General features: G+C 69.4%; 21 protein-coding genes, 1 pseudogene and 1 riboswitch. Of the genes and pseudogenes, 8 read left to right on the forward strand and 14 right to left on the reverse strand.

Annotated features, from left to right (window positions below; all coding sequences use genetic code 11):
- Positions 1-13: 13 nt before the first annotated feature.
- The 3 genes from ACFY3L_RS23385 to ACFY3L_RS23395 all read left to right on the forward strand — a co-directional run bounded on the left by ACFY3L_RS23385 (position 14) and on the right by ACFY3L_RS23395 (position 3,896).
- Positions 14-1,171 (forward strand): hypothetical protein, encoded by a 1,158-nt coding sequence (locus ACFY3L_RS23385; protein ID WP_389327639.1) that lies wholly within the window; start codon positions 14-16, stop codon positions 1,169-1,171.
- Positions 1,172-1,354: 183 nt separating this feature from the next.
- Entirely contained in the window at positions 1,355-2,362 is a 1,008-nt protein-coding gene (locus ACFY3L_RS23390; protein WP_389327642.1) for an RNA polymerase subunit sigma-70, read from the forward strand.
- Between the two features lie 718 nt (positions 2,363-3,080).
- Positions 3,081-3,896, forward strand: coding sequence for a hypothetical protein (locus tag ACFY3L_RS23395; protein WP_389327645.1), 816 nt, complete (start codon positions 3,081-3,083; stop codon positions 3,894-3,896).
- Positions 3,897-4,035: 139 nt separating this feature from the next.
- Here ACFY3L_RS23395 and ACFY3L_RS23400 read toward each other — a convergent pair whose 3' ends face one another.
- From ACFY3L_RS23400 to ACFY3L_RS23415, 4 genes are all read right to left on the reverse strand, one after another.
- A complete protein-coding gene (locus ACFY3L_RS23400) occupies positions 4,036-5,700 on the reverse strand; it encodes an Hsp70 family protein (protein WP_389327648.1) in 1,665 nt (554 codons plus the stop codon).
- Between the two features lie 324 nt (positions 5,701-6,024).
- The gene (locus tag ACFY3L_RS23405; RefSeq protein WP_389327651.1) at positions 6,025-7,683 is read right to left on the reverse strand and encodes an APC family permease; all 1,659 of its coding nucleotides are present in this window, start codon (positions 7,681-7,683) and stop codon (positions 6,025-6,027) included.
- Positions 7,684-7,844: 161 nt separating this feature from the next.
- Positions 7,845-7,997 (reverse strand): hypothetical protein, encoded by a 153-nt coding sequence (locus ACFY3L_RS23410; protein ID WP_389327654.1) that lies wholly within the window; start codon positions 7,995-7,997, stop codon positions 7,845-7,847.
- Positions 7,998-8,022: 25 nt separating this feature from the next.
- Positions 8,023-8,325 carry a KUP/HAK/KT family potassium transporter gene (locus tag ACFY3L_RS23415; protein ID WP_389327656.1) on the reverse strand — a complete coding sequence of 101 codons (303 nt, stop codon included), beginning with the start codon at positions 8,323-8,325 and terminating at the stop codon, positions 8,023-8,025.
- A gap of 347 nt (positions 8,326-8,672) precedes the next feature.
- Between ACFY3L_RS23415 and ACFY3L_RS23420 the strand changes: the two genes are divergently transcribed.
- The 5 genes and pseudogenes from ACFY3L_RS23420 to ACFY3L_RS23440 all read left to right on the forward strand — a co-directional run bounded on the left by ACFY3L_RS23420 (position 8,673) and on the right by ACFY3L_RS23440 (position 15,445).
- A complete protein-coding gene (locus tag ACFY3L_RS23420) occupies positions 8,673-9,431 on the forward strand; it encodes a DUF4118 domain-containing protein (RefSeq protein ID WP_389327659.1) in 759 nt (252 codons plus the stop codon).
- A gap of 369 nt (positions 9,432-9,800) precedes the next feature.
- A riboswitch (M-box (ykoK) riboswitch) is annotated at positions 9,801-9,988 on the forward strand.
- Between the two features lie 287 nt (positions 9,989-10,275).
- Positions 10,276-11,901, forward strand: a complete 1,626-nt coding sequence (locus ACFY3L_RS23425) for an NRAMP family divalent metal transporter (RefSeq protein ID WP_389327662.1) — start codon at positions 10,276-10,278, stop codon at positions 11,899-11,901.
- 407 nt (positions 11,902-12,308) lie between these two features.
- Positions 12,309-13,631, forward strand: coding sequence for an alpha/beta hydrolase-fold protein (locus tag ACFY3L_RS23430; protein WP_389328836.1), 1,323 nt, complete (start codon positions 12,309-12,311; stop codon positions 13,629-13,631).
- 529 nt (positions 13,632-14,160) lie between these two features.
- A pseudogene (locus ACFY3L_RS23435) lies at positions 14,161-14,626 on the forward strand (transposase); the annotation flags it as partial.
- A 216-nt stretch (positions 14,627-14,842) separates the two neighbouring features.
- Positions 14,843-15,445: a hypothetical protein gene (locus ACFY3L_RS23440; RefSeq protein WP_389327665.1), complete on the forward strand. Its 603-nt coding sequence runs from the start codon at positions 14,843-14,845 to the stop codon at positions 15,443-15,445.
- Here the strand turns inward: ACFY3L_RS23440 and istA are convergent.
- From istA to ACFY3L_RS23490, 10 genes are all read right to left on the reverse strand, one after another.
- On the reverse strand, positions 15,442-16,254 hold the full coding sequence (gene istA, locus ACFY3L_RS23445; protein WP_389327668.1) for an IS21 family transposase: 813 nt from the start codon (positions 16,252-16,254) through the stop codon (positions 15,442-15,444). The two genes, ACFY3L_RS23440 and istA, sit on opposite strands and share 4 nt — an antisense overlap.
- A gap of 188 nt (positions 16,255-16,442) precedes the next feature.
- Complete coding sequence (locus tag ACFY3L_RS23450; protein ID WP_389327671.1) at positions 16,443-16,925, reverse strand: hypothetical protein; 483 nt, start codon at positions 16,923-16,925, stop codon at positions 16,443-16,445.
- A gap of 420 nt (positions 16,926-17,345) precedes the next feature.
- A complete protein-coding gene (locus ACFY3L_RS23455) occupies positions 17,346-17,621 on the reverse strand; it encodes a hypothetical protein (protein WP_389328840.1) in 276 nt (91 codons plus the stop codon).
- Positions 17,582-17,914: a hypothetical protein gene (locus ACFY3L_RS23460; RefSeq protein ID WP_389328875.1), complete on the reverse strand. Its 333-nt coding sequence runs from the start codon at positions 17,912-17,914 to the stop codon at positions 17,582-17,584. Before ACFY3L_RS23460 ends, ACFY3L_RS23455 begins: the two co-directional genes overlap by 40 nt.
- Before the next feature lie 223 nt (positions 17,915-18,137).
- On the reverse strand, positions 18,138-18,404 hold the full coding sequence (locus ACFY3L_RS23465; protein WP_389327674.1) for a tyrosine-type recombinase/integrase: 267 nt from the start codon (positions 18,402-18,404) through the stop codon (positions 18,138-18,140).
- Positions 18,405-18,410: 6 nt separating this feature from the next.
- A complete protein-coding gene (locus ACFY3L_RS23470; RefSeq protein WP_389327677.1) occupies positions 18,411-19,235 on the reverse strand; it encodes a hypothetical protein in 825 nt (274 codons plus the stop codon).
- A gap of 446 nt (positions 19,236-19,681) precedes the next feature.
- A complete protein-coding gene (locus ACFY3L_RS23475) occupies positions 19,682-20,884 on the reverse strand; it encodes a hypothetical protein (RefSeq protein ID WP_389327680.1) in 1,203 nt (400 codons plus the stop codon).
- A 160-nt stretch (positions 20,885-21,044) separates the two neighbouring features.
- Positions 21,045-22,112 (reverse strand): hypothetical protein, encoded by a 1,068-nt coding sequence (locus tag ACFY3L_RS23480; RefSeq protein ID WP_389327683.1) that lies wholly within the window; start codon positions 22,110-22,112, stop codon positions 21,045-21,047.
- A gap of 3 nt (positions 22,113-22,115) precedes the next feature.
- Positions 22,116-23,225, reverse strand: a complete 1,110-nt coding sequence (locus ACFY3L_RS23485; protein ID WP_389327687.1) for an SPFH domain-containing protein — start codon at positions 23,223-23,225, stop codon at positions 22,116-22,118.
- A 153-nt stretch (positions 23,226-23,378) separates the two neighbouring features.
- A complete protein-coding gene (locus ACFY3L_RS23490; protein ID WP_389327691.1) occupies positions 23,379-24,326 on the reverse strand; it encodes a glycosyltransferase family 2 protein in 948 nt (315 codons plus the stop codon).
- Between the last annotated feature and the right edge of the window lie 19 nt (positions 24,327-24,345).

The following is a 24,345-nucleotide window of genomic DNA, read 5'->3' on the forward strand; positions in this document are numbered from 1 at the left end:
CAGGGAGGGCCGGTTGACATTCGAGGAGTATGTGGCGGCGCGGTTGCCGGCGTTGCTGCGGCAGGCGACGGTGCTGGCCGGGGATCCGCATGTGGCGGAGGACGTCGTCCAGGACGTGCTGATCAAGGCGCAGCCGAGGTGGGCACGGATCAACGAGTTGGACGTGCCGGAGCGCCTTCGCCGCCCTCGCGGACGAGGCCCGCCATCGGACCGGATCCGCGCGTCCCTGGCCGCCCGGGCCCGGCGGCACCGGCAGCGCCGGCTGGTCCTGCGGCTCGCCGGCGCGGGCACGGTCGCGGCCGCGACCGGGGCCGCGGCGACCGGGGTGTGGCGTCTCGCCCAGCCGCCCGCGTCGAGCTTCCCGGTGCTGCACGCCGGTTCCGGGGGCGGCTGGCTGCAGGTTCCCCTGCGCTTCCGCCTGGCATGGCTGCCCAGCGGCTACGGCGAGGGCGAACGTACCGTCGTTGTGGACGGCTCGCAGGCACCCGTCCTGTCGCGAGGCTGGCAATCGACTGCCGCGGACCAGAAGATCTCGTTGCTGATCGGCTGGCATCCGTCGCTCGACCCCGACCGGCCTCGCGGTCAGCCGGCGTCCGTCGACGTCAACGGCGTGCCCGGCCAGCTCGTCCAGGCCGGCGAGCAGACTCCCGGCACGTACCTCATCTGGCAGCCGCCGGGCCAACCGCAGCTGCTGCTGAGCGTACACACCGATGACGAGGCGGACAGCCGACGGGACCTGGCCCTGCGGGTCGCGCGTTCCGTACGGCCGGACCCCGACGCGACCTGGGTCGGTCCCCGCTTCGGCTGGCTGCCACCGGACCTCGCCACGGTGCCCTGGCGGCTGTACCACGGGTTCCAGGACACGAACTGGATCCAGGACGTGACGGTGAGCGGTCCCGGCGGACGGCAACTGCTCATCAGCACGGGCAGCAGCGCCGAGATGCGGCTGGCGAACACGTTCACCACCACCCCGATCCGCATCCGCGACTGGGACGGCTGGCAGGTGCCCGAGACGAAGCAGCTCTTCTTGACCCTGCCCGACGGCGTCGAGGTGGCCGCCCAACTCGACGACGGCCTCCCCGACGAGCAGACCATGCCCACCCTGATCCGCATCATCGAAGCGTTCGACTTCGGACCGTGGCCGGACATGACCTGGATCGGCGGCCGCTGACCTGGCGCCCGGTCGATGACCACTACCCGCTGCCGGTCAACGGTGGCGATGTCGGCGGGGATGCCGTCCCACACCCGCCCAGACGTGCGGCCCGGTGTCAGCGGCTTCACCGATCAGAATTCTTCCGCCATGTCGTCGGTTCTGGTAGTCCCCTCGCACGCACCGGTGGAAGGATTGCTGACCATGACCGACGCTAGACCGCTGGGCGCTGACGAGGCCACGTTCATCGCGGTGGCCCGCTCAGGCGATACGGCGCGGTTCGCGCTCATCACGGAGCGCCACCGGCGTGAGCTGCAGGTGCACTGCTACCGGATGCTCGCGAACTACGAGGACGCCCAGGACATGACGCAGGAGACGTTCCTGCGAGCGTGGCACAAGCGGGAGTCGTTCAAGGGCCACGCTGCGCTGCGGACCTGGCTGTACCGGATCGCGACGAACGCCTGCCTCGACTTCCTGGAGAAGCGCAACGACCGCACACCCGTACCGTCCGGGCTGGCGGACGTCGGCTCCGAGGTGCTGTACCTGCAGCCGTACCCCGACCGGATGCTCCCCGAGGACCCGCAGGAATCGGTGGTGGCGCGGGAAACGATCGAACTGGCGTTCATCGTCGCCATCCAGCACCTGCCGCCGCGGCAGCGGGCGGTGTTCATCCTGCGTGACGTCCTCGGCTGGCCGGCGTCGAAGGCCGCCGACGCCCTCGAGCTGACCGTCGCATCGGTGACCAGCGCACTGCAGCGGGCCCGCGTGACGATGCGCGAGCAGCTGCCCGGCCGCCGCCTCGACTGGCGCAGACCCGCCACCAACGAGCTGTCGAGTGACGAGCGCGCCGTAGTGAAGTTGTATGTCGACGCCCATGAGCGCAACGACCTCGACGGGCTGACGTCCCTGCTGCGCGACGACCTGCGCTTCGTGATGCTGCCCGAGGCGGGCACCTCGGTCGTCACGGCCAAGGACGCGGTGGACGGCTGGGTCTCCGGTGGGCTCTTCCAGCCCGGCCACGACGACTGGCGCTGTATCACCACGACGGTCAACCGCATGCCCGCCGCCGTGCTGTACCTCCGCACCCCCGACGACCCGGAGTACCGGCTGTTCGCCATCGCGGCCCTGCACATCGTCGACGGGAAGATCGCCGAGCTCACCGGATTCGACGCCACCGACAAACCATGGCTGGACCTGCCCTCGACGCTGTGATCAGGCAAGTCCTCTCGTCCTCAACACCGACGCGACACCGAGAACACCACCGCCCCGCCGGCCTTGCCGGCGGGGCATCTCGATGCCCGGCGAACCCGGCCTCACGAGCCGAGCAGCCGGCCCGTGTGGATGCGCCTCGACCGGTCGAAGCTCGGCGTCACGAGCCCGGTCCCCGTCGACTCGTCCGGCGCACTGGAGCTGGGCGTCACCGAACTGGTCAAGGACGGCCTCCACAAGGTCGAGCGCAAGGACGCCACGCACTACACCGGCATCGTCGACATGACCGTCTCCATCAGCATCCTGGCGCCGACCTTGTGGCCTCTGAAGCACGCCGGCGACGACGCCAAGTCCACCCCATGGCTCACCCTCACCCGGCACGCAGCCACGTCAGGGACCACCACCAGCGCGCCGGGCCGCGGCTGCGGCCGTCACCTCGGCATCACGTGCTTATACCGTCCCGGTCGGGGCACGTCGTGCATCGACCGGGAGCGGCCGAACGCGGCACGGATCCGGCCGCAGCGGGTGAGTCTCTTGGAAGGTAGGCCCAGACGTGCGGGCTTTGTGGGATGCCCTGGCAGCCGGCGTCGATCGTATGACGCTGGCCGGGTGGATTCAGATCATCGCAAGCGTAGGTGCGGTCGCCGCGGCGATCGCCGGCGCCTCGGCCGCTCGCGCGGGGCGCGCTGCGGCCCGGACCGCCGCCAGGCAGTTACCGGAGTTGCAGAAGCAGGTCGAGATCAGTGCGGCTCAGTCGAAAGCCGCCGACGAGCAGGTCGTCCAGGCCCAGGAGGTCCTCAAGGCCGCGTCGGCGGCGGTCCGGGAGGCGGCACGCGCCAGGACGGACGAGCGGGCCCCTCTCGTCGTCGCGCTGTTCGAGGCGCCGCAATGGCCCCCGTTGATCGACGCGACGCGTGATCGGATGCCGTACGGGAACGAACCGCGACTGCTCGACCAACGTTCCGCGGGGCAGGCCGAGACAGCCTCGCCGGCGCGTCTCTTCGCACGAGATGGAGCGCGGACACAGCTCATGTGGTTCCAGACCAGGGGTGTACTGATCAACGAGGGCGCGACCACGGCACGGGTGCGACTCGACGACGAGGCCCAGTTCGTGGGGGAGACTGCCGCGAGGAGGGAGCGCCTCCTGCGACCGGGAGAGGTAGCCCCGTTCGAATGGGGGGCGGGTCACACGATCGCGGAGTGGGCGGCCGCCCGCGAGAAGCCCGATCCGCCCAACCCGCTCGGCGCCTGCTTCTTGACGATCACCGTGTTCGACTCGTTCGAGCACGGCGTCTTCGACCACATCCACGTCGTCATGAGCGGCCGGCCGATCGTCCCGGTGGACGACACGTTCGACGAGGTGCGGCTCGCCTCCCGGGAGGCCGAGGCGGAGATGGAGGTCACGGTCTTCCCCACCCGGCGCACGTACCGCTCCGACGGCGTGCGGAGGGACCCCCTCCCCTGGGACGGCACGTACGCGGCATGGTGGAAGGCGAACGGACGGCGTACTCCGGGCCCGATGGCACCGTCGCACTGACACCAGCGAGCGGGTGTGCGCGCAGATCACCCTCCTCGCCGGTTGCGTGTGGTGTGCTGAACAACCGGAGGGGCCGCCTCCGTGCTGGGTTGTCCATGCCGCTAGAGGAGTTCCTTCGCCGATGCGAGCGCGCCGTAGATCAGACTTCCTTGAGCTCGGTGACCCACAGCAGTTTCCGGCCGTTGCAGCCGGTGCCCGTCGGGTTGAGGAACCCGACCACCCGTACGCGGCTGATCCCGGCAGGCACGGTTTGGATATCGGGTTCAGCGCCCACCAGTTCGTACAACTGACCGTCAGCGCCGTCGATTGGCGTGCACCAGCCGTTGCGCATGGAACCTTCGTACGTCATGTCCAGGCTGCCGATGAGGGTGACCGGCACGTCGAACTCCGGTGGGCGGGTCTTTGCCGGTGATGGCGATGGGCTCGGGCTCGCGCTCGGCGACGACCCTGCGGTGGTGGGCTTGGCGCCGGCGCCAGACGAGTCGGAGTTCCGCGACAGCCGTACACCGATGGCGATGACCAGGATGAGGACGACGACGACGACGACGATCGTGGCGGCGGAGCTGCGCCGGTTCGAATCGGTCACCCACGACGGTTGCGGGTCCCGGGGCCGCGGCGGCCCCACCGTGTCCGCTGGCGTCGGTGTGCTGACAGTGACCACCTGTCGTTGCGGGCCCACTGCCGCCTCCTGGGGCAGCGGGCCAGCGTCGGGCCGAGCCTCCCGCCGTGGCTTGTCGGTGGTGGCCGGATCGGCCGCGAGCACGCTGCCCTTGGCGACGACCAGTTCCGGCTGCTCGATCATCATCGGGTCGACGCCGAACGCCTGGCGGAGCATGGTCGTCACCAGCGGGAGCCGGCTGCCGGCGCCGACAAGGAGCACCGTGCCGAGGTCGGCGGCCCGCAGGCCGTGTGCGTCGAGGACGGCCTGGGTCGCGCCGATCGTGCGGCCGATGATCGGCCTGGCCAGCTCGTCGAGCTGTTCGCGGCCGAGCGGCGCCTCGACGTCGAGCAGCGGAATGTGGATGAGCGTCGACGGCAGCCGGCCCAGGCTCTCCTTTGCGAGCCGGGCGCCGTCCCACAGCTGGCGCGCCGCCCGGCGATCGGCCACGGTCGCCGGGGCACGCAACCGCTGCCACACCGGGTCGGCCGCCGGGCCGATCGCGGCCACCACCGCGGCGTCGATGTCGAGGCCGCCGGTGTCGTCCAGCCCGCGGGTCGCGAGCACCTCGAAGCCGGTCGAGCGGCGCACGACGACGCTCGCGTCGAACGTGCCGGCACCGAGGTCGTAGACCAGGATCGGCACGTTGTCGGGCACCCGCCGACCGGCGACGGTCAGCAGGTATGCCGCCGCCGCTATCGGCTCGGCGACGAGCCGGACATCCGGCAGGCCGGCCACGGTGGCCGCCTCGGACAGGATGCGCCGGCGGGGCCAGGCCCACGAGGCTGGGCAGGTGACGACGGTGGAGTCCGGCCGGCCGCCGATGATCTGCCCCGCCTCTGTCCCGACGCGGGCGAGAACGGCCGCGATCAGGTCGACGACCGGCACCTCAGCGCCGAGCAGCACGACGCCCTCGTCGATGCGACGCTTGGGGTGCGGCTCGAACCGTTCGGGTGTGGAGAGCCCGGCGTGCAGGGCGTCGCGACCGACCAGGAGCGTGCCCGTCGCGTCCGCGCACACCGCCGAGGGCAGCAGGGGCGAGCCGTCGAAGAGCACCAGCTCAGCGCGCGCGCCGGGCCCGCTCAGCATTGCGACGGTCGATGAGGTGCCGAAGTCGACTCCCAGACGGTACCTATCGATGGACACCGCACCAATCTATCGGCACGTCGGACCCTTCACCCCCTTGAGCCTGGCGGTCGGATGCCCGCCCGCCCGCACCGCACCACGCGGGCGCCTCTGGATCTCCGGGGCGGTGCGACCGGCTCCCGGCGGTACCGGCCCCCGAGAGCACCGCCCCGACCTGCGACAGGCTGAGGGGTTCAGGATTTGGCCGGGTCCGGATCTGCCGTTGGTCGGTCATGCCGCGCTCGGCGCCTCGCCCGTCGGGGTGAATCGCGACGGTGAGCGGCTCCGACGAACGCTGCACGTGTCCGATGGCCGATGAGAGTGCCCTTGGCGGCGGGACAATCATCACGGTACGTCGCGCTCCAGCGTGGTGGCGAGTTCGTGCCGCTCCCGGTCAACCGCAGTCCGCACCCGTTCACTGTCCATCGCCACGCTGACGGCATGGGCAAAGACCACCAGGCTGAAGACGACCACCACGAGCAGGTCGATCCAGCCGGGCAGCCACAGGCGTGCGCCGCGCCCGTACCGGCCGAGGAACCCGATGAGGGTGAGCCCGATGAGCCAGGGCCAGATCCACGACGATGCACGCCAGTCGACGGCGGGCCGTTCCCGTTCGGCGGTGCACGCCACGGTGATCGCGAAGAGTGCCAGCCCCGCGCCGATCGCCAGCAGGAGCTTCCAGGTCGCCTCGAACCCGCCCCAGTAGATCACCAGGTTCGCCGCGACGAAGGCCGCGGGTGCGGCGACCCCGGCGGCGGGCACCCGGTAGGGGCGGTGGCGCTGGGGATCACGCCGGCGCAGCGCGGTCAGCGACACCGGCGCGAACGCGTACATGATCGCGGTCGCCGACGTGACGAGCCCGACGAGCGACTGCCAGCTGGGATACGGCAGGAAGGCCAGCTCTCCTGCGACGAACGCCAGCGCGATCGAGTACAGCGGCACGCCGCGGCGGCTGACGTAGCTCAGCGCCGACGGCAGGGTGCCCTGCCGGGCCAGCGCGTAGGAGAGCCGAGACGAGGCGCCGACGTAGACCAGTCCCGTCCCCGCGGGTGAGACGAACGCATCGACGTACAGCAGCAGGGCCAGCCAGCCGGCGCCCGCTGCGGCGGCGATGGTCGCGTACGGGCCGAAGTCCCCGGCGCCCACCGGATGCGCCCAGCCGCCGGCGAGGTTGCGCGGATCCAGGCCGCCGATGAAGACGATCTGCAGCAGGATGTACAGCACCGTTCCGATCAGCATTGCCAGGATTACGGCGCGGGACAGGTCGCGTTGTGGGTTGCGTGCTTCCCCGCCCAGCTGGATCGCCTGTTCGAAGCCCTGCAGGGAGAAGACGACACCGGCGGGCAGCGCGGCGAAGATGCCGTGGGCACCGTACGGGCTGAATCCGCCGCCTGCCGTGAAATTGGACGGATGGAAGGTCAGCGCGGCCACGACGATGACGGTGAGCACCGGTATCGCGAGCTTCCAGAGCACGACTGTGGCGTTGCTCCTGGCGAGCCGCCGCACCCCCAGCACGTTGATCACGGTGAACAGCAACATGAGCAGGGTGGCGAAGCCCAGCCCGGCCGGTGACAGCGTGCCGTCGGCGCGCAGGAGGCCGAGGTGGCTACGCACCCAGCCGATGTTGTCGAGGTACTGCAGGCTCGCCTCCACCTCGATCGGCGCGATCGTCACGGCCTGCAGCCAGGCGGTCCAGCCCGCGGTGAGTCCGGCGAGGGCGCCGAACGCGAACCCGGGGAACCGCGCTGTGCCGCCGGCGACCGGGTAGGCGGTGCCGAGCTCCGCGTGGACCAGGGCGAGCAGCGCGAGCATCGCACCGGCCAGCAGCCAGGAGATCAGCGACGCGGGCCCGGCGGCCTGCGCCGCGGTCAGCGCGCCGAGCAACCAGCCGGAGCCGATGATCGAGCCCAGCGACACGAAGGTCAGGCCCCACAGCCCCACTTCGCGCCGCAGGAAGCCGGAGCGTGCGGGCACCCAGCCGGCCGTGCCGCCCGCATCCTGCACGGCACACCTCACCAGGTCGGTGGCGGGCCGTGACGCCACGTCAACAGGCCCATCTCGGGCAAATACCGCGTACCGCCCACTCGAAACCCTGGCATGGCGGGAACTTCCACGGTGATCGCCCGATCCACCGGCAGGCTGGGGCGGCCCGGTCCTGCCGCCATTCACCGGGCCACAGGTGGTTCGTCGATGAGACGACCATCAAGGTCAACGGGGTCCGGCGGTACGTACACATCGTCGCTCTGGTCGGAGAGGAGGTCGGCGAGCGCCGGTCGGGCCGGGTCGGTCACGTTCCACAGCTTGGTGGTGTTGTCCATGCTGCCGGTGGCCGGCGTGCGCCCGTCACGGCTGAACGTGTCCGTGCCGGCCTGCTACACCTCGATGTACGAGGTCGTCGACGGTGGTAAGGCCGATGAGCAGCGGCAGCCAGGCGCCGTGGACGAGCTTCGTGAGGTTGGCCGCGAAGAACAGCAGGTCGACGGTGAGCAGCACGGCGGCGCCCGCGCCGAGCACCCAGCGCGGCGTTTGCCACTTCTGCCGGGCGATGTAGAAGAACAGCAGGGTGGTGATGGTGATGGTGATGGTGCCGGTCACCGCCATGCCGAACGCGAACGCCAGTGCCGTCGAACTGCGGAAGGCGAACACGGCACCCCGAGTGTCCTGATCCGGCGCCTACCGCCGATCACGTTCGTTGGATGGACTCGACCCTAGACCATCAGCAGACGTACACCGCCGTCATCCGCCGGGACATCTCCTGTGTCGCGCACGCCGGGCACTGCGCATCCGTGTCGCCTGTCGGCGCGGCCACCTGGGTGACCGACAGGTTCACGACGCGGGGCGTGGCCGTGTGCTTCAGCAACTTTGGCGAGCACGTCGCTCGGTGTGATGAGCGCCGCGTACCGCTGAGCGGCGCGGGCCTGGCCGGTCCGTCGCGTGCTGGGGTGCGAGCGCCGCGCGCGCTACGGTCACACCGGAGGCAGGAGGTGCGTCCCATGCCCAAGAAGCCCGGCAGAGACCTGCTCGCACTGGCCGCCGCCGTTGTGGCGCCGCTCGCGATCGCCGTGGCGCTGACCCCGTTTCGTGGCAGGCTGTCCGCGGCGAACGCGGCACTCGTCCTGGTCGTGGTCGTCGTGGCGGTGGCCGCCAACGGCAACCGGCTGGCCGGCGCACTCGCGGCTCTGTCGGCCGCAGCGTGGTTCGACCTGTTCCTTACCGAACCCTACGGACGGTTCACCATCGCCGCGTCCGCCGACATCGCCACGGCGGTGCTGCTGCTCGTCGTGGGCCTGGCTGTCTCGCAGCTCGCCGCGCGGGCACGGCGCCTGTACCTGGTCACGATCACCGACGCCGACCACCTGGCGCAGATCGAGCGCACCACCGCGCTGGTCCAGTCCGGTGCCGAGAGCCGTGTTGTGGTCGACCAGGTGCGCACGCAGCTGGTCGACCTGCTGCACCTGCAAGGATGCCAGTTTGAGTACGGCAAGCTGCTCGGTCGCCCGGCACGCCTGGAACGCGACGGCAGCATCACCCAGGGACGTGCCCGCAGGCACCCCAACCGCGACGAGCTCCCGGGCGAAGAGGTCGAACTACGGGCATCGGCCGCCGGGCAATTTTACGGCCGGTTCATGCTCCAGCCCACCCCTGGCGCCGCCGTGCCTCTGCAAGCCCGCCTCGTCGCCGTCACCCTCGCCGACCAGGCCGGCGCCGCCCTCAACGCCGCGCGGTCCGACGGGACCCGCGGCCCCGCATAGGCCTGTGCTTTGAGCACCGAGCGCACCGGGCAGGTGCTCGGCTGGGAGCGCTGCCGCCCCGGATTGTTGCTGCGGGTGTTTGTGCCGCTGAGCGACATAGAATTTTCTGCTGGGGAATCGGTGGCCCGAAGGGCGGCTGAGGATGGTTCTTCCAGGCGTTTTGGTGTTCATGGCGCTGTTGCTCATTTGCGCCGTGACGACGCTGTGTATCGCGTCGCAGCTGGCTCACCCGGACGAGCGACCGATCTGGCATCTGCATAGACATCTGCATTGGTGGCGGCGGCTCAGGAGGCAGTAGCAAGCTTCCAGTCAGGCCCCACCGGCCTTGGACCGCCGCTCGGTTGGGCGCATACTTGAAGTGTTCTTCATGAGACACCTCGTTCGGTGAGGCGTCTCCACGGATACAGGCCACTGATCCCGCCGGTCGAGAGACCCTCCGGATCAGGACACCTCTCCCCGGGCTAAGGGGAAAGGCCAGGTGGCTGCGCAGGCAGGGCTTCTCGGAGGTCTCGCGCTACGCCGTGGAGTGCCAAAGCTCTGACGAGTGGGGGTGTCACCCGGCACATGGCGCCGGACCTCCCGTTGCGATCGTTCGGCACGCTCGCGTGTCCTGGCCGGAGGGAGGCGGGTCCAGATGAGACCCAGGAATTCTGGCCGATCCAGGCCCTCCATCTGTCTGTGCCTGTGCTCCGCTTCCCGCACGCGGTAGCCCCCTCCCTTCCCTACTTGCGGTGACCCGGATGTTGCGGTGACCGATGCGTCACCGTATTCCCGGCTGGGTGGATGCATGCTGCGTGCCTCCCGTGATGGCACGCCCCCTCGGCGGGGTGGGGAGGGTTCCGCCATGACCACGACCACCACCACGACGCGTTCCGCGGCGCGCGACGACACGCGTGTCGGCGACATCCGCGGTGCCCTGGGCACCATCCGCCGGGACGACGTGACCTCGCGCCGGGGTCCGCGCCGCAAGCTCATGACCCTGCTGGCGATCGTCGGGCCGGGCCTCATCGTCATGGTCGGCGACAACGACGCCGGCGCGTTCGCCACCTACGGTCAGGCCGGGCAGGACTACGGCACCGCGCTGCTGTGGACGCTGCTGCTGCTCGTCCCGGTTCTGTACGTCAACCAGGAGATGGTGGTACGCCTGGGTGCCGTGACCGGCGTCGGGCACGCACGCCTGATCCTGGAGCGGTTCGGAAGGTTCTGGGGCGCCTTCTCGGTGATCGACCTGTTCATCCTCAACGCCCTGACCGTCGTCACCGAGTTCATCGGGATCACCCTCGCGGCCGGGTACCTGGGCCTGCCGAAGGTCCCCGCCGTGCTGCTGGCCGCCGCGGTCATCGTCGCCGCGGCGTTCACGGGCAGCTTCCGCCGGTTCGAACGCATCGCGGTCACGTTCTGCGCCGGGTCGCTGCTGCTGGTCCCGGTCTACGTCATGGCCCATCCCGCGACCTCGCAGATGGCCCGCGGCTTCCTCACCCCGACGATGCCCGGCGGGGCCGGACAGCTCTCCGCCGTCATGCTGCTGATCATCGGCATCGTCGGCACGACCGTCGCCCCCTGGCAGCTGTTCTTCCAGCAGTCCTACATCATCGACAAGCGCATCACGCCGCGGTTCATGAGGTACGAGAAGGCCGACCTGTGGCTCGGCGTCCTCCTTGTCGTGATCGGCGCCGGAGCGATCATGGGAGCTGCCGCTGCGGCGTTCGCCGGCACCTCCGGGTCCGGCACCTACACCGACTCCACCGGGCTGGCGGCCGGGATCGCCGCCCACGCGGGCAACGCGGCTGGCGTACTGTTCGCGATCGCGCTGCTGGACGCCTCGATCATCGGCGCGTTCGCGGTGTCGCTGGCAACCTCCTACGCCCTCGGCGACGCACTGGGCATCAAGCACTCGCTGCACCGCGGGGTCAAGCAGGCCAAAGGCTTCTACGCCGTCTACGCGCTGCTGATCTGCACCGCCGCGACCCTGGTCCTGCTGCCCGGCACACCGCTGGGCCTGCTCACCCAGGGCGTCCAGGTCCTGGCCGGCGTGCTGCTGCCGTCCGCGTCGATGTTCCTGCTGCTGCTGTGCAACGACAAGGACGTGCTCGGCCCATGGGTCAACGGCCGCGGGCGCAACGCCTTCGCGGCGCTGATCGTCGCGGTCCTGGTGACCCTCTCGGTGATCCTGACCACCTCGGTCCTCTTCCCGGACATCACCACGACCGCGATCCTGGCCATCATCGCCGGCTGCGGCCTGGCCGCCGCGGCCGCGCTCGGCTTCGCCCTGGCCACCACCCGCCGGACCGCCGCGGCGCCGATCAACCGGCAGGACCGGGAGAACTGGCAGATGACGCTGCTGGCAGAACTCGGCCGCGCCCCCATGTCCGTCGGCCGCAAGCTCGGCATCGGCGCACTTCGCCTCTACCTCGCGGTCGCGACGATCCTGGTCATCATCAAGCTCGTCCAGGTCGCACTCGGCCACTGACGACCGAAGCTCGCCTCGGCCCGTCCAGGGGCGCCCCTACCCGGGCAGCGCCGCGGTTGGGCGCGACTTTCTCACACCTGGTACACATCCGACGCCCGTGTTCCTGCCAGTGGCCGGAGCTACCGTTGGGCCGTGGCCAGGGCAACGAGACCGGCTGACGAGGCCAGCCCCGCTGGGAAACCCCCGGTGGCTCGTGACCGGGCACCGGTTACTGCGTGGCGGGGCATGCTCATTTTCATGCTCGGGCTCGCCATGACCAGCGGCGCGCTCGCCGCCATCAACCGGTTCAACCCGCACCCTGAAATTGGGGGTGCTCGTCGTCGCCAACCTGAGCGCCACCCTGGTGCGGTTCCTCCTCATTCGCGGCTGGGTCTTCCGCCCAGCTAGCTGAACAGGTCGTGGTCACGATGTGGCGTACCCGCAAGACCACCCTCACCGCGACAGCGATCGTGGTGCTCCTGGCCGCCGTCTTCGCCGCGTATGCCGGGCTGTTCGACGACGTGCCGCTGCTCAACCCCACCGTCGCTCACGCCGTCGAACTGCTCGCCGTAGCCGGCCTGATCGGCTCCTGGATCCGTCGGGACCGGCGATGGCTGCTGCGCACCCTGCCGCTACTACTGGCGTCGGCGACGGCTCTCACCGCGGCGACCGTAGTGCTGCTGCGGCTGACCGAGACGGTCCGCGACCGCTATCCGCCGATGTTCGACCTGTGGTTCGCCGCATTGGTGGCAGCCGCCCTCGGCGTACCCCTCGCGCTGCCACGCCCCGGGGTCATCCGCCGGATCACCGCCGTAGCCGCAGTCCCGTTGACACTCGCCGGGGGACTCCTGTTCGCCAACCAGATCTACGCCGTCTGGCCGAACGTGGGAGGCCTTCTCGACCACACCGGCGCGGTGAGCAGCGGCAACCTCGAGCGGACGCTCCGTGGCACGTCGCCCGACGCCCGCGCCGAGGGCGTGCTCGGCGCGTTCGACATGCCGGCCGCCGCCTCACACTTCGCGCACCGGCCAGGCTACGTCTACCTCCCACCGGCCTACTTCACCGCGCCCCGGCCGGACCTACCCGTCCTGCTCGTCCTCGCCGGCGTGCCCGGCTGGACCAGCCAATGGCTGGAGGCCGGCCATGCCGTGACCACCGACGCCACCTACGCCGCCGAGCACCACGGCGTCGCCCCGGTACTCGTCTTCGCCGACCAGAACGGCGCGACGTACCGCGACACCGAATGCGTCGACGGCCAACAGGGCAACGCCGAAACCTTCCTCACCGTCGACATCCCGGCGTTCGTCACTGCGACACTGCACCTCAAGCACGACCCCAAGACGTGGGGGGTCGTCGGCTTCTTCGAGGGCGGCACCTGCGCGGCCGACCTCGTGATCGCCCACCCCGACGTCTACCGCCACCTCGTCGACCTGGGCGGCGAGCCCCGGCCCACCCTCCGCAACGCCCAGACGACACTCCAGCTGTACAACGGCTCGGTCACCGACGAGGAAGCCCACGATCCAGCCCGTCTGCTCGCCACGCACCACTACGACGGGGTCACCGCATGGTTCGCCGCGGGCGCCGACGACTCCCGAGGCATCGCCACCGCTCGAGAGCTTGCCCGCTCCGCGGCGACCGCCGGCATCACGTCACACGAGTTCACCGGAACCGGCGGACACAACTGGCGCTTCGCCAGCACAGCCTTCGCCCGCGTCCTACCACCACTCGGAAGCGATCTCGGCATCCGGTAGGGATCCTGAATCTGATCGGATGGCCGGCGATGCTGGATCTGGCCGGCACGGGAGTTGGATGCGCCGGCAGTCAGCTCGTTGATCTGCCGGCAGGGCCTTGGCCTGGCCGGAGGCACCGTCGCGGTACTGGCCGATCTCCTCGCCCTGGCTCGGACCGGTGCAGGCCGCCGAACATCACCTCGAGCGGCCGGTACACCTGGGTTGTCATGCATCAACGCTACGGCCGGCACGTATGCCGGCGGGCCACGGCTCGGTGCAAGGCGGTCGCCCGCTTTGCCGTGGTGTCGTCGGAGTCGAGCGCGATCCACACGATGTCGTCGGGTGCCAGCCCCGATGCACGGAGTAAGCCCCCGTGCCGATCGGAACCCAGGGCGCCGACTCCTCGATGAAAACGGTGAAGTCCGTGGCGAACTCCTCGTCCGCGCGCAGCGCGTCAACGTCCCAGGCATGCACAACCACCCCGCTCTGCGCGAGTTCGATGCGGCAGTCGGCCGGCAGCGGCCCAGCCGATTCGAGCTCTGGCTGGTCATCCTGCTGGCGGCGCCTGGAGGAGTGGAACCGGGCCGGGGTCTGGAAGCAGCTGCATGAGCTGCTGCTGGCCGAACTGCACGCCGCGGGGAAGCTGGACTGGTCCAGAGCGGTCATCGACTCCTCGCACGTCCGTGCTGCTCGTCGTGGCCCAAAAGCGGACCGATCCCGGTCGACCGCGCCCGAGCGGGCTCCAAGCACCACGTCCTGACCGAGGGCGCCGGCATCCCTCTCGCCGCATCGTTGACCGGCGGCAACCGCAACGACATCACCGAACTGCTGCCACTCATCGACGCAGTTCCGCCGGTACGTGGCCGACGAGGCCGGTCACGCCGCCGACCGGCCGAACTGTTCGCAGACCGCGCCTACTACTTCGACAAGTAACGCAAGATCGTCCGCCGCAAAGGCATCCGCCCACGATCGCTCGTCGTGGCACGCCGCACGGCTCCGACCTCGGCGTCTATCGCCCAAGCCGACGACGCGATCCAGCGACGCAACACCGCCATCAACCTCGGCATGCCCAGCTTCCCCGCGATCGCCGGTCGAACGTCGGAACCCAGCGCCACATCTTCACCAGCTGCGGCTGGATGACTGCGCACGGAGAGCAACGCAACTGTGATGCAGGCACCGATGCTCTCCGAAACCACGCAGCCGAGTCGCTGACCGAACAATAGGCTGACCTCGTGGACCTGACCAACGATCAGCGTGACGGGCTCAACATCGCCTTGAATGAGGCAGCCTGGCTAGGTATTGATGTCGACGCTGGAGCGGCCCGTGCGACGATGCTCGTCGAGGTTCTCACCCTTCCCCCGGTCGGCCCAGCGCCCGACGACACAACCAGGCTCCTGCACCTGAGCGGCGTCAGCCGCGTCGCCGCCTCGTTGCGCAACGGCCTATGGAATGACGCCGAAGCCTCCGTCGAGAAGCTGTCCCTGATCGACCTTGACGAAGCCGTCCGACGCTTCGGTGGTTGCCCTATCTATGGCTGGGAGTTCATCGACTCACCATCGCAACGCTGGGCAGCCTGGCGCCATCGGCTCAGCCTCGACGGCCACCTGTCCACCGAGCCTGCGCCACACGTGCTGGAACTTTTCCAAGAGGGCTGCAGCGACAGCCCACGCCACTTGGACCTGAGGGTCTGGTTCAGCACGCTGCTCGTCACGCACCGCACCGGTGAAGAGATCTCGTTACAGGAGTTCATCGACGGCGGAACACGCTGGTGGGATGGCCTGCACGCCGGCGACCCACGCACCGGCGGCAAAGGCATCGCGCCCCTCTTCGGCTAGTTCAGAGAAGGGACGGGGACGAGGTGGTTGCGGCGGAACCAGCCGATCTGGCCCTCGACGCCGCCCTTCTCGTGCGCGCCTTGCAGGCCCGGCTGGCAGTAGAAAGCATCGATGCCGAAGTGGGATCGAAACGCCGTCCAGCGGGCGGTCTCGACCCGCTGCCGGGCGAACCCGAGGACCTGGGCGACCGCCGCGCGGAGGTTGTCGTAGCGGATTTTTCCGGTGGGGACGCCACCGAGGGTAGTGAACGCGTGGACGTGGCCCTCCAGGAACGCCTCCTGACCACCTGAGATGAAGATCCGATGGACGGTCTTGCCGGAGAAGGAGAGCCGCAGCGCGAACAGCATGCAGGTCACCAGCTCGCCGCGCAGGTTGACGGCAACTACCCCGAAGTCGACCTCCGCCTCGGCGCCCGGCCGGTGCGTCTGCGGGAAGAACACGTCGACCGGTCCCCGTCCGGCCTCGGCTCGGATCTTCGGTTTGCGGTCCGCGACGTAGGCGCGGACCACCGCGTAGGACACGTCGAGCATGTCGTGCTCGGCGATCAACCGGTCGTAGATCCGTTTCACGGTGTGCCGCTGCTTGCGCGGCGCGTCCAGATCCCCGCGGAGGATGCCGTCGATGATCGGCTTGAACTCATCCAGCTTCGACGGCCGCGGCGGCAACGGCTTGCGCGACTGCGGCCACGCCGACTGCAACGCCGAACGCACCGTGCGGCGGCTGACCCGATACTGACGAGCCAACGCCCGCACGGACATGCCGGCCCGCGAGTCCCGTCGGATCGCCGCGAACAGGTCGACCTTCGACATCGGCGCCATCGGCAGGCTCCCGTCCAGACCAGCCGATGCTCCCACCAGCCGAGGCGGGCCCGAAACTCACGAACAACAGAAACCACCCGAACGAGGTGGTCCCGAAGCTGACCGACAAACCGCAGGTCATCGCAGCAACGAGCGGCAATGCGGCTCCTGCCTGCCTGGGCGGCACTCACCTAACGAGATCAGGTGGCCGGTCGGACCATCGGATGACGTGGCCGGATGCTCGGATGAAGCTGCCGGAGTTCGATCAGGAAGTCGTCGAAGTAGTGCTCGCTAGCTTGCTCGTTCTCAACACGTGCCGCAAGGAACTCCACGAGCCTCGTGTCGCGCGCGACGGCCGCAGCGAACGCCGCCGCCTCCAAGGGTCCAGTGCCCTGTGGCAGTACCGGCCGGAACCGGCCCCACCACCCAGGATGCTCATGGCCGAGGTAGATGTCCTGCGCCCAGACGACGAAATCCTCAAGATCTTCGGCCTTGAGCAGGAATTCCATCAGCGGGCCGGACACGTCGGCCAGCAGGTCCGGCGGCAATGGTTGATCGCGTGTCAGCAGCGGGTACGACCCGGTGCCGCTGGCCGTATCGGCGGTGCCACCCACGCTGTCGTGGCGAATGGCGGTTACCGGTGCGGGCAGACCGGCCACCGCCACCCCAATCAGTAGCTGCACCTGCGGTCGCGTACCAGCGGCTCGGGTGTGCACGCTCAGCACGCGTCGGAGGCCGCCGTCCAACCGTTCGCAGCGTTGGCCAGCGCGGACGAAGTCAGCTGACGCCATGATGGTCCTGTGCAGCTGATTCGCGATCTGAGAGGCCGTCCAATACGCAGGCACCGCTCCATTGTGACCGCCGCTGATCACGTTCGTTGCCCAATCTCCACGGCACTCCGTGCCTGGACGCCACCGACATCATGACGGGCCCCGAACTGACGAACACACGATCCCGCGAGCGGCAGCCCGCCCCCGGGGCCGGCGCCGTTGTCGCCCGCGGGCGGCGGATCGCCCGGCATCGGCGTCGCGCCTGGCGCGGCAGGGCCGCCCGCGTCCTGGTTGAACCAGGCCCGGACGCCGCCCTGGCCGTCGTCGCGGCCGTCACCGTTGAGATCCGCGAAGCGCACCTGCTCGCGTGGCGCTCCGCTGGCGGCGATCCGCCCCTTGCGCTCCCACGGGTCGGCGTTGCCGTAGCGCCCCGTTGATCCAGGCGGTGACCCGCCCGTTCGCGCCGACGACGAGATAGTCGTCGCGGCCGTCACCGTCGAGGTCGTCGAAGCGCACCCGGTCGCCCGCCGCGCCGACACCCGACGCGATCTCGCCCCGGCTGTCCCACGTCATGGCGTCACCGACGCCGCTGTTGTACCAGGCCTGCACCTGCCCGTTCGCGCCGACGACGAGGTAGTCGTCGCGGCCGTCACCGTGACGTCGGCGAACCGGACCTGGTCGTCCGGGCCGGCACCCGAGGCGACCTCGCCGATCCAGTTCCAGCCGACAGGGATGGGCGTGCCCGCCGGAGGTGCCGGCGAGGTCGGCGGGGGCGGCGTCTCGTTGCCGGGTGCGGTGCCGCATGACCCGGACGCGCCCGCCACCGGGGGCACGATCAGCCCTTCCGCCATCGCTGCGTCGATCGCGCTGGAGAACGCGTCGGCCATCTTGCGGGCTTGCATGAGACAGCGACCTTTGATGGGCTTCGAACTGCGAAATCACCGCTCTCGCAGTTGAAATGACGGGATCGCATCTACGACTGCTTGACCTCCAGTCGTTGAAGGCCCCAGCGACGTGCTCAAGCACGTTCTCCCAGGTCACCGTAAGCATAAACCGGCCGAGTAAAGGGGTCCACGGATCGGTCTCGGACGCCGGGCCCATCTGCCCAGGACCGCATGGGTCCGGTCAGTACACAATGAGTTCGGCCAGGTGCTGGGTTGCTTCACGGCGTCGGGTGGCGCTCACGCGAACGAAGTAGCGCATCAGCGTGCCGGCGTCATAACCGAGACGTTCGGCCACTTCATGGATGCCGTACCCGTCGTCGAGCATCGTCGAGGCGATCAGGTGCCGGACCTGATGCGGTCCGATCGGGCGTACGCCCGCACCGACCACGAGCTTGTCGAATCGATCCGTGACGTTGTCCGGCCGCAACGGCCGCCCGGTCCGCCGCACCTCCGCTCAGCTGCTGCTGATGTCGAGGAACAGCTCCGACCGGTCACCCGCCAGGTCCACGGCGATCTCCGCCTGGAGCGAGTGGGTGACCGACGGGTTCACCGCGATCCGCGTGTAGAGCTTGCTCGCGCCCACCGGCCAGCCGCGCGCCTTGGGAGCACCGCTGACGAAGTGCGCAGTCCCCTGGTACCTGGTGCCGGTGAACTCGTTCTCGCTGAGAAACTGCTCGATGCACCTGTCTGTCGCCGAGATGCGGATCACCAGACCGAAGCTCATGCCCAGGGCGTCCGAGTACGTGCCGTACCGAACCCCCTGCTCGGCGCACACCGGCAGCCCGAGGTCCGCCCACTGCAGCGCGTCCTGCAGTGAGATCCTCCGGCTGTCGGGGTACCGGCGCTCATCCGCCGCGGGCCGTCGCAGCACCATCGTCACGACCACACCGGCCAGGACGGTCGTCAGGAACATGACCGCCAGCAACACCGTCCGCCTTGGCCGCATACCGGCTTTCCTGCTCCCGTCCGCTGTCACTCGCCGGCTTCGTCGGTGAGAACTCGCGGTGGTGGCGGTGTCGGTGATGACCGCGATCCTGCCTAGGGACTTGGCCACACCGGACGCACCGACATGCAGATGCGCGCCGCGCAAGTCGAACGAAGACACCCATACCGCCGACACGGAAACATCCATCGCCGCATGGCGCACCCTCGACGGCGTCGAGCAGTACATCCTCCGCATCTGGCCAATCTCCGCCATCAGCGCATGACAACCGCAGACCGGCAGACCTCGCCAACCCGAACAGACCGGCGAGCGCACTTCGCACTGCATGATCGGCAAGGCACCGACCACCTCGAACCCTTCGTCGACTCAAGCTGCCCGAACCGTCATGCCAGGCCCTGCCCCAGGTCGCGTGACCCGATCAGCGCTCTGACAGACTCCGGTATTTGTTGAATGTCTGCGATCGCGGTAGATCGCTTCCGGGAAGATGCTCCGGTCGTCAGGTAACGATCGGGATCAGCCTCAGCCCAACCGGCCCACCGCCTCACGATCCGACAGCCCTTCCAGCCGTTGCAGCACCATCACCGCGACGATCATCGGTGAGACCGAACGACGACCGTCCTCGGCGAAACGATTGCCGGCTGGCTCGGGCTGGTTACGCGATGGATGTCTGGCGGAGGAAGGTCAGCACCGCCGCCACGCGGCGGTGCACCGGCTCGTCCGCCAGGCCAAGCCTGCCGAAGATCGAGGTGACGTGCTTCTCGACCGTTGAGGCTGTCCCGATCTCAGAGTAATGACTGGCAGGCAGCGCGATCGGGGGGCAGGCCGACTTCGATCAGGCACGGCATGGTGAGCCGTGCCCGGTCGCCCCACACGTCGTCGTTGTCGACCAGCTGCCGCAGGAATGCCCGCTGCGCGTCGGTCAGCGGTCGGTCCTGCCAACCGGTCCGGAACGCCACCAGCAGCAGCGGGCCCCAGCCGGCCTCCGTGGCCCCACCCTCCGGTGCGGCGACCGCAAGCGCGCCAGGCATGAGCTCGGCGAAGTCGGTCACACGCGCGGCCGCCGCTGCCGCGAATTCGATGTGCAGTCGCAGCCGCTGCAACGCCGACCCCGGATCTAGCCAGTGGTCGTTGGCTGGCGTGTGACGGAGCGCCTCCTCCAGCGCCGCGACGGCGCGCCGGTCACCGATGGTGGCTGGTGAGAGCGCGGCGCACGCCCGCACCACGAGCGCCGGATGCTCCAGCAGCGCCGATGTGTCGGCGCCCAACTGGGCGAGGGCGTACGCGGCCGCACCGGACACGCCTGACAAACCGTTACCATCACCGCTCCCGCGCCGGGCGACCGCCGCCAGCCGAGCTTCCGTCACCGCGGCCGGCCCAGCCGGCGCTGCTCGTCCTTCCATCACTCTGCCGACGACCAGTTGCTGAAGTTGCGCGAACCGGGTCGCCGCGAACACCGCCGCGTGAGCCACCCACACATCCGGGTCGTCTATGAACGGCAGGACGGCGTCAAGCACCTCGCCAGCCAGCGCTCGCACTGCAAGCCGATCTGCGCCCTCATCCCCGGCCCACAGCTCCGCCACCGACAGTCCCGGCTCGTCGGCGGCGACCGCCGCGATCGTGGCCCGCAGCTCGTCGTCCGTGCCGCCCCACGCCGCCGTCGTCGCCGCAGTGCCGAGCAGGGTCAGCAGCTTCGCCCGCAGCGGCAGGTCGAGGTCTTCCGACTCGTACACCGCAGCCGTCGCCGAGCGCGGATCGGCCAGGACCGCCACAAGCACCCGCGCCAGCAGCGGCGTCACCGGCCGCGTCTTCCCGAACTCGAAACCAGCCGTCTCGAGAACGTCTACCGCGTCCCAGATCCGCTCGGGACGCCACAGATCACGCACCATCTCCGGCACCGCCGACATCGGCCCCTCGTGGTTGCCCCACAACCCACCCTGGACAACGCTCCAGTCAACGGCGGCAAGCATCGCCTCGATCCGGTCCAACCTGGCTCTCCATTCTGCGTTCCGCTCAGGCCACACAGGGGTCGACGCCCTCGCGCTGTCGGGACGGCGGGATTCGAACCCACGACCCCTTGACCCCCAGGACATGGGGCGGTGACGCCGACCCATGTCCTGGGACGCACTACGGCAGGGCACCGTCCCGTTATCGGCGCAGGATGAAGAAGGCCACAATGGCGGCGATGATCAGTACCACGGCGATAACAAAGGCGGCGATCTTCGCGGCGCTGTACGGGCGTTCGCCGGCGACCTCGCCGGTGCGGCCGTTGACCTGGATGTTGTAGGTCTTGCCGGCGTAGATGTAGCAGGCCAGCCACACCGGCAGCAGCATCAGCTTGAAGGTCAGGTCATGGTACTCGGTGTCAACGTGGTCGACGCGCTGCTCGTCGCCGCCGATGTCGTGCCGGCAGTCCTGCTCGATGATCGGCGCGATCTTGCGCTTCGCCTGTTCGAGGCCGGTTTCGGGCTCGACGTCGTAGCGGAGGGTCTCGTGGCCTGCCAGGTACTGCGCGTGGAAGGGCTGGGCGTCGGGCAGCGGCCACGGCTCCAGGGCGTCGAGGTGCGCCTGGGTGACCTTGGTCGTGCCGGTCACGAGCACGTCGTCGAAGGTGCGCCCGACGGTGCCGCTCGCGTGGTGCCACCGGGTCTTCTGCACCTGGCGGGTCTTCGTCTCACCGTTCTCGGTGTAGGTCTCCGTCACCCAGTAGTGCTCGCCACGCTGGCCCTGGTAGTGCGAGACGGTCCGGGTGTCGTAGGTCCAGTGCGGCAGATAGGTGCTCTTCGCCGACTCGGCCTCGCTGACCTTCTTCAGCCCGTTGGGCGCGAACCAGCGCGACGCCGCCCACTTGCGCAGTTCCTCACGCAGTTGCTGCTTGGTGAGGGTGAACGGCAGGACCGCCTCGGGCACGACCTGGTCCTCGGGGCTGACCTCGGCGACGACGGCCGCGCCGCAGAACCGGCAGCGGTCGGAGATCGCGTCGGACTCGGTCGCCGCGCCGCAGTTCTGGCACTTGAAGACGTGCTTGGCCAGCAGCGCGATCGGCTTGCGGGGCAGGCCGGCGAACTGGTTCCAGTCGTGCTCTGCGACCTGGCGGGTGGCGGCGGCGATCTGCGTCTCGTGCCCGCAGTACGGGCACCGCAGGGCGGTGGTGCCGGGCGCGAACTCGACGTTGGCACCACACCCGGAGCACGGGTACTGCGTCTGTGTGATCACGGCTCAGCCCTGCGGCGGCAGCGGCGGCGGGACGGCGGCGAAGAGCGCGCCGAGCTCGGCGACCTGACCGGCGGGGGTCCACTGCGCCATACCGTTCTTCCAGACCAGCGTGGTGCGGGCCACGGCGCCCGACCGGACCTGCGCGCCGAGCGCGTCGAGGTCGAACGGGCCGGCCTGCTGGCCGTTGACGCCGGCGAACCACTGGTCCTGCTGCGGCAGCGGCGGTGGGCCGGCCGGCGGCGGAGGGGACGACACCGGCTGGTTGAGCGCGTTCGCCATCCGCTGCCCGGCGGCCATGCCCAGGCCCAGGCCGAAGCCCTCGCCGGCGCCGCCGCCGGGGTTGTTGGCGGCGTCCTCCATGGCGTTGGCTGCCTGGAAGGTCGTGTACGCGTTCAGGTTGCCCACCACGCCCATGGAGGTGCGCTTGTCGATGGCCTCCTCGACCTCCGGCGGCAGGGAGATGTTCTCGATGATGAACTTCGGGATCTGCACGCCGTAGCCGGTCAGCTCCTCGGTCAGCACCCCGGCGAGCTTCTGCCCGATGAGCAGCTGCTGGGCGGCCAGGTCGAGGGCCGGCACCTGCGCGGTCGCGAGGGCGCTGCCGAGGTGGCCGACGATGAGCTGACGCAGGAACTCCTGCACCTCTTCGGTGCGGAACTGCGGGTCGGTGCCGACCAGCTCCCGCAGCAGTTTCTTCGGGTCGACGACCCGCAGCGAGTACGCGCCGAACGCCCGCAGCCGGACCATCCCGAACTCGGCGTCACGCATCATGACCGGGTTCTGCGTGCCCCACTTGAAGTCGGTGAACTGCCGCGTGTTGACGAAGTAGACCTCGGCCTTCCACGGCGAGTCGAAGCCGTACTTCCAGCCCTTGAGCGTGGTCAGGATCGGCATGTTCTGCGTCTGCAGCGTGTAGGTGCCGGGGGTGAAGACGTCGGCGACCTGGCCCTCGTTGACGAACACGGCCGTCTGCGACTCGCGCACGATCAGCTTGGCGCCCATCTTGATCTCGTTCTGGTACCTCGGGAACCGCCAGACGATCGTGTCGCGGCTGTCGTCGAGCCACTCGATGATGTCGATGAACTCGCCACGTAACTTCTCAACCAGACCCATGACGGTTGCTCCTCACTCCGCATGCACCGTTCACACCGCGGCCAAGACCATAGAGAATCCCATGGTCACGAACAAGCGCCACACAGTGTCGGCTTGTCGGCACTGTCGGCTGCCACCCGGCTTTCAGCCACCTGACGTGGCCGGGCTGGTTCGTCACGGCCCGGGGCGCGAGCGGACGATGAGGTCGGCGAGCAGGGCGAGCGACCCGATGATGAGCCCCGTCAGGAAGACCATGACGGTGTTGTTGGCGAGCCTGATCGGGTGGACCGCGAGATCGAAGATGCTTTTGACGGCGCCGATGGTGACGAGCCAGAGCGCGAGCGGCATGAGCGCCTTGAGCGGATCGAAGTACATCACCATCCGCAGTACCTGCAGAATGTACCGGTAGGCGTCGGCGATGAACCGGAACTTCGACGTGCCCGCGCGTTTCGCGTATTCGATCGGCACGTATTGGATGTGATGCTGGTTGGACAGGAACGCCAGCGTGATGGTGGTGACGCAGGAGAACCCCGGAGGCAGGAGCCGCAGGTAGGGCAGCGCGACCTCGCGGCGGAAGGCCCGCATCCCGGAGTTGAGGTCGGGGATCGACTGGCTGGTGAGCCATTCGGCGATTTTGCGGATGACCCATTTCGCCGGCACCCGCAGCAGTTTGTGGCTGCCCTCCTCGGAGGTGCGTGCGCCGACGACCTGGTCGATGCTCGGGTCGTCGTGCAGCAGGCGGACGAGCTCGGGAATCCGGGTGTTGGGGTAGGTGAGGTCCGCGTCGGTCCAGACCACGATGGCGCCCGCGGCCATCTTCGAGCCGATCCGGCGCACGGTGCCCGATCCGCCGTTGCGGTGCAGCGCGACGACCTTCAGATGCGGGAACGACGGTTCGGCGGCCCGGAGCACCTCGAGTGTGGCGTCGGTCGACGCGTCGTCGATCGCCAGCAGCTCGTACGTGTAGCCGGACTCGTCGAGCGCGGCGCAGATCCGTTCGATCTCCTGGCGCACGTGCGCCTGCTCGTTGTAGCACGGCAGGACGACCGTGACATCAAGGCTGCTGGCATGGGCCGGTACGTTCCGGCCGCCCCCGATCGGGACCTGTTCTGTCAACGTCATCGCTGCCTCACTCGTGGAC

This window comes from Dactylosporangium sp. NPDC000521, from assembly GCF_042898305.1.
GTDB lineage: Bacteria > Actinomycetota > Actinomycetes > Mycobacteriales > Micromonosporaceae > Dactylosporangium.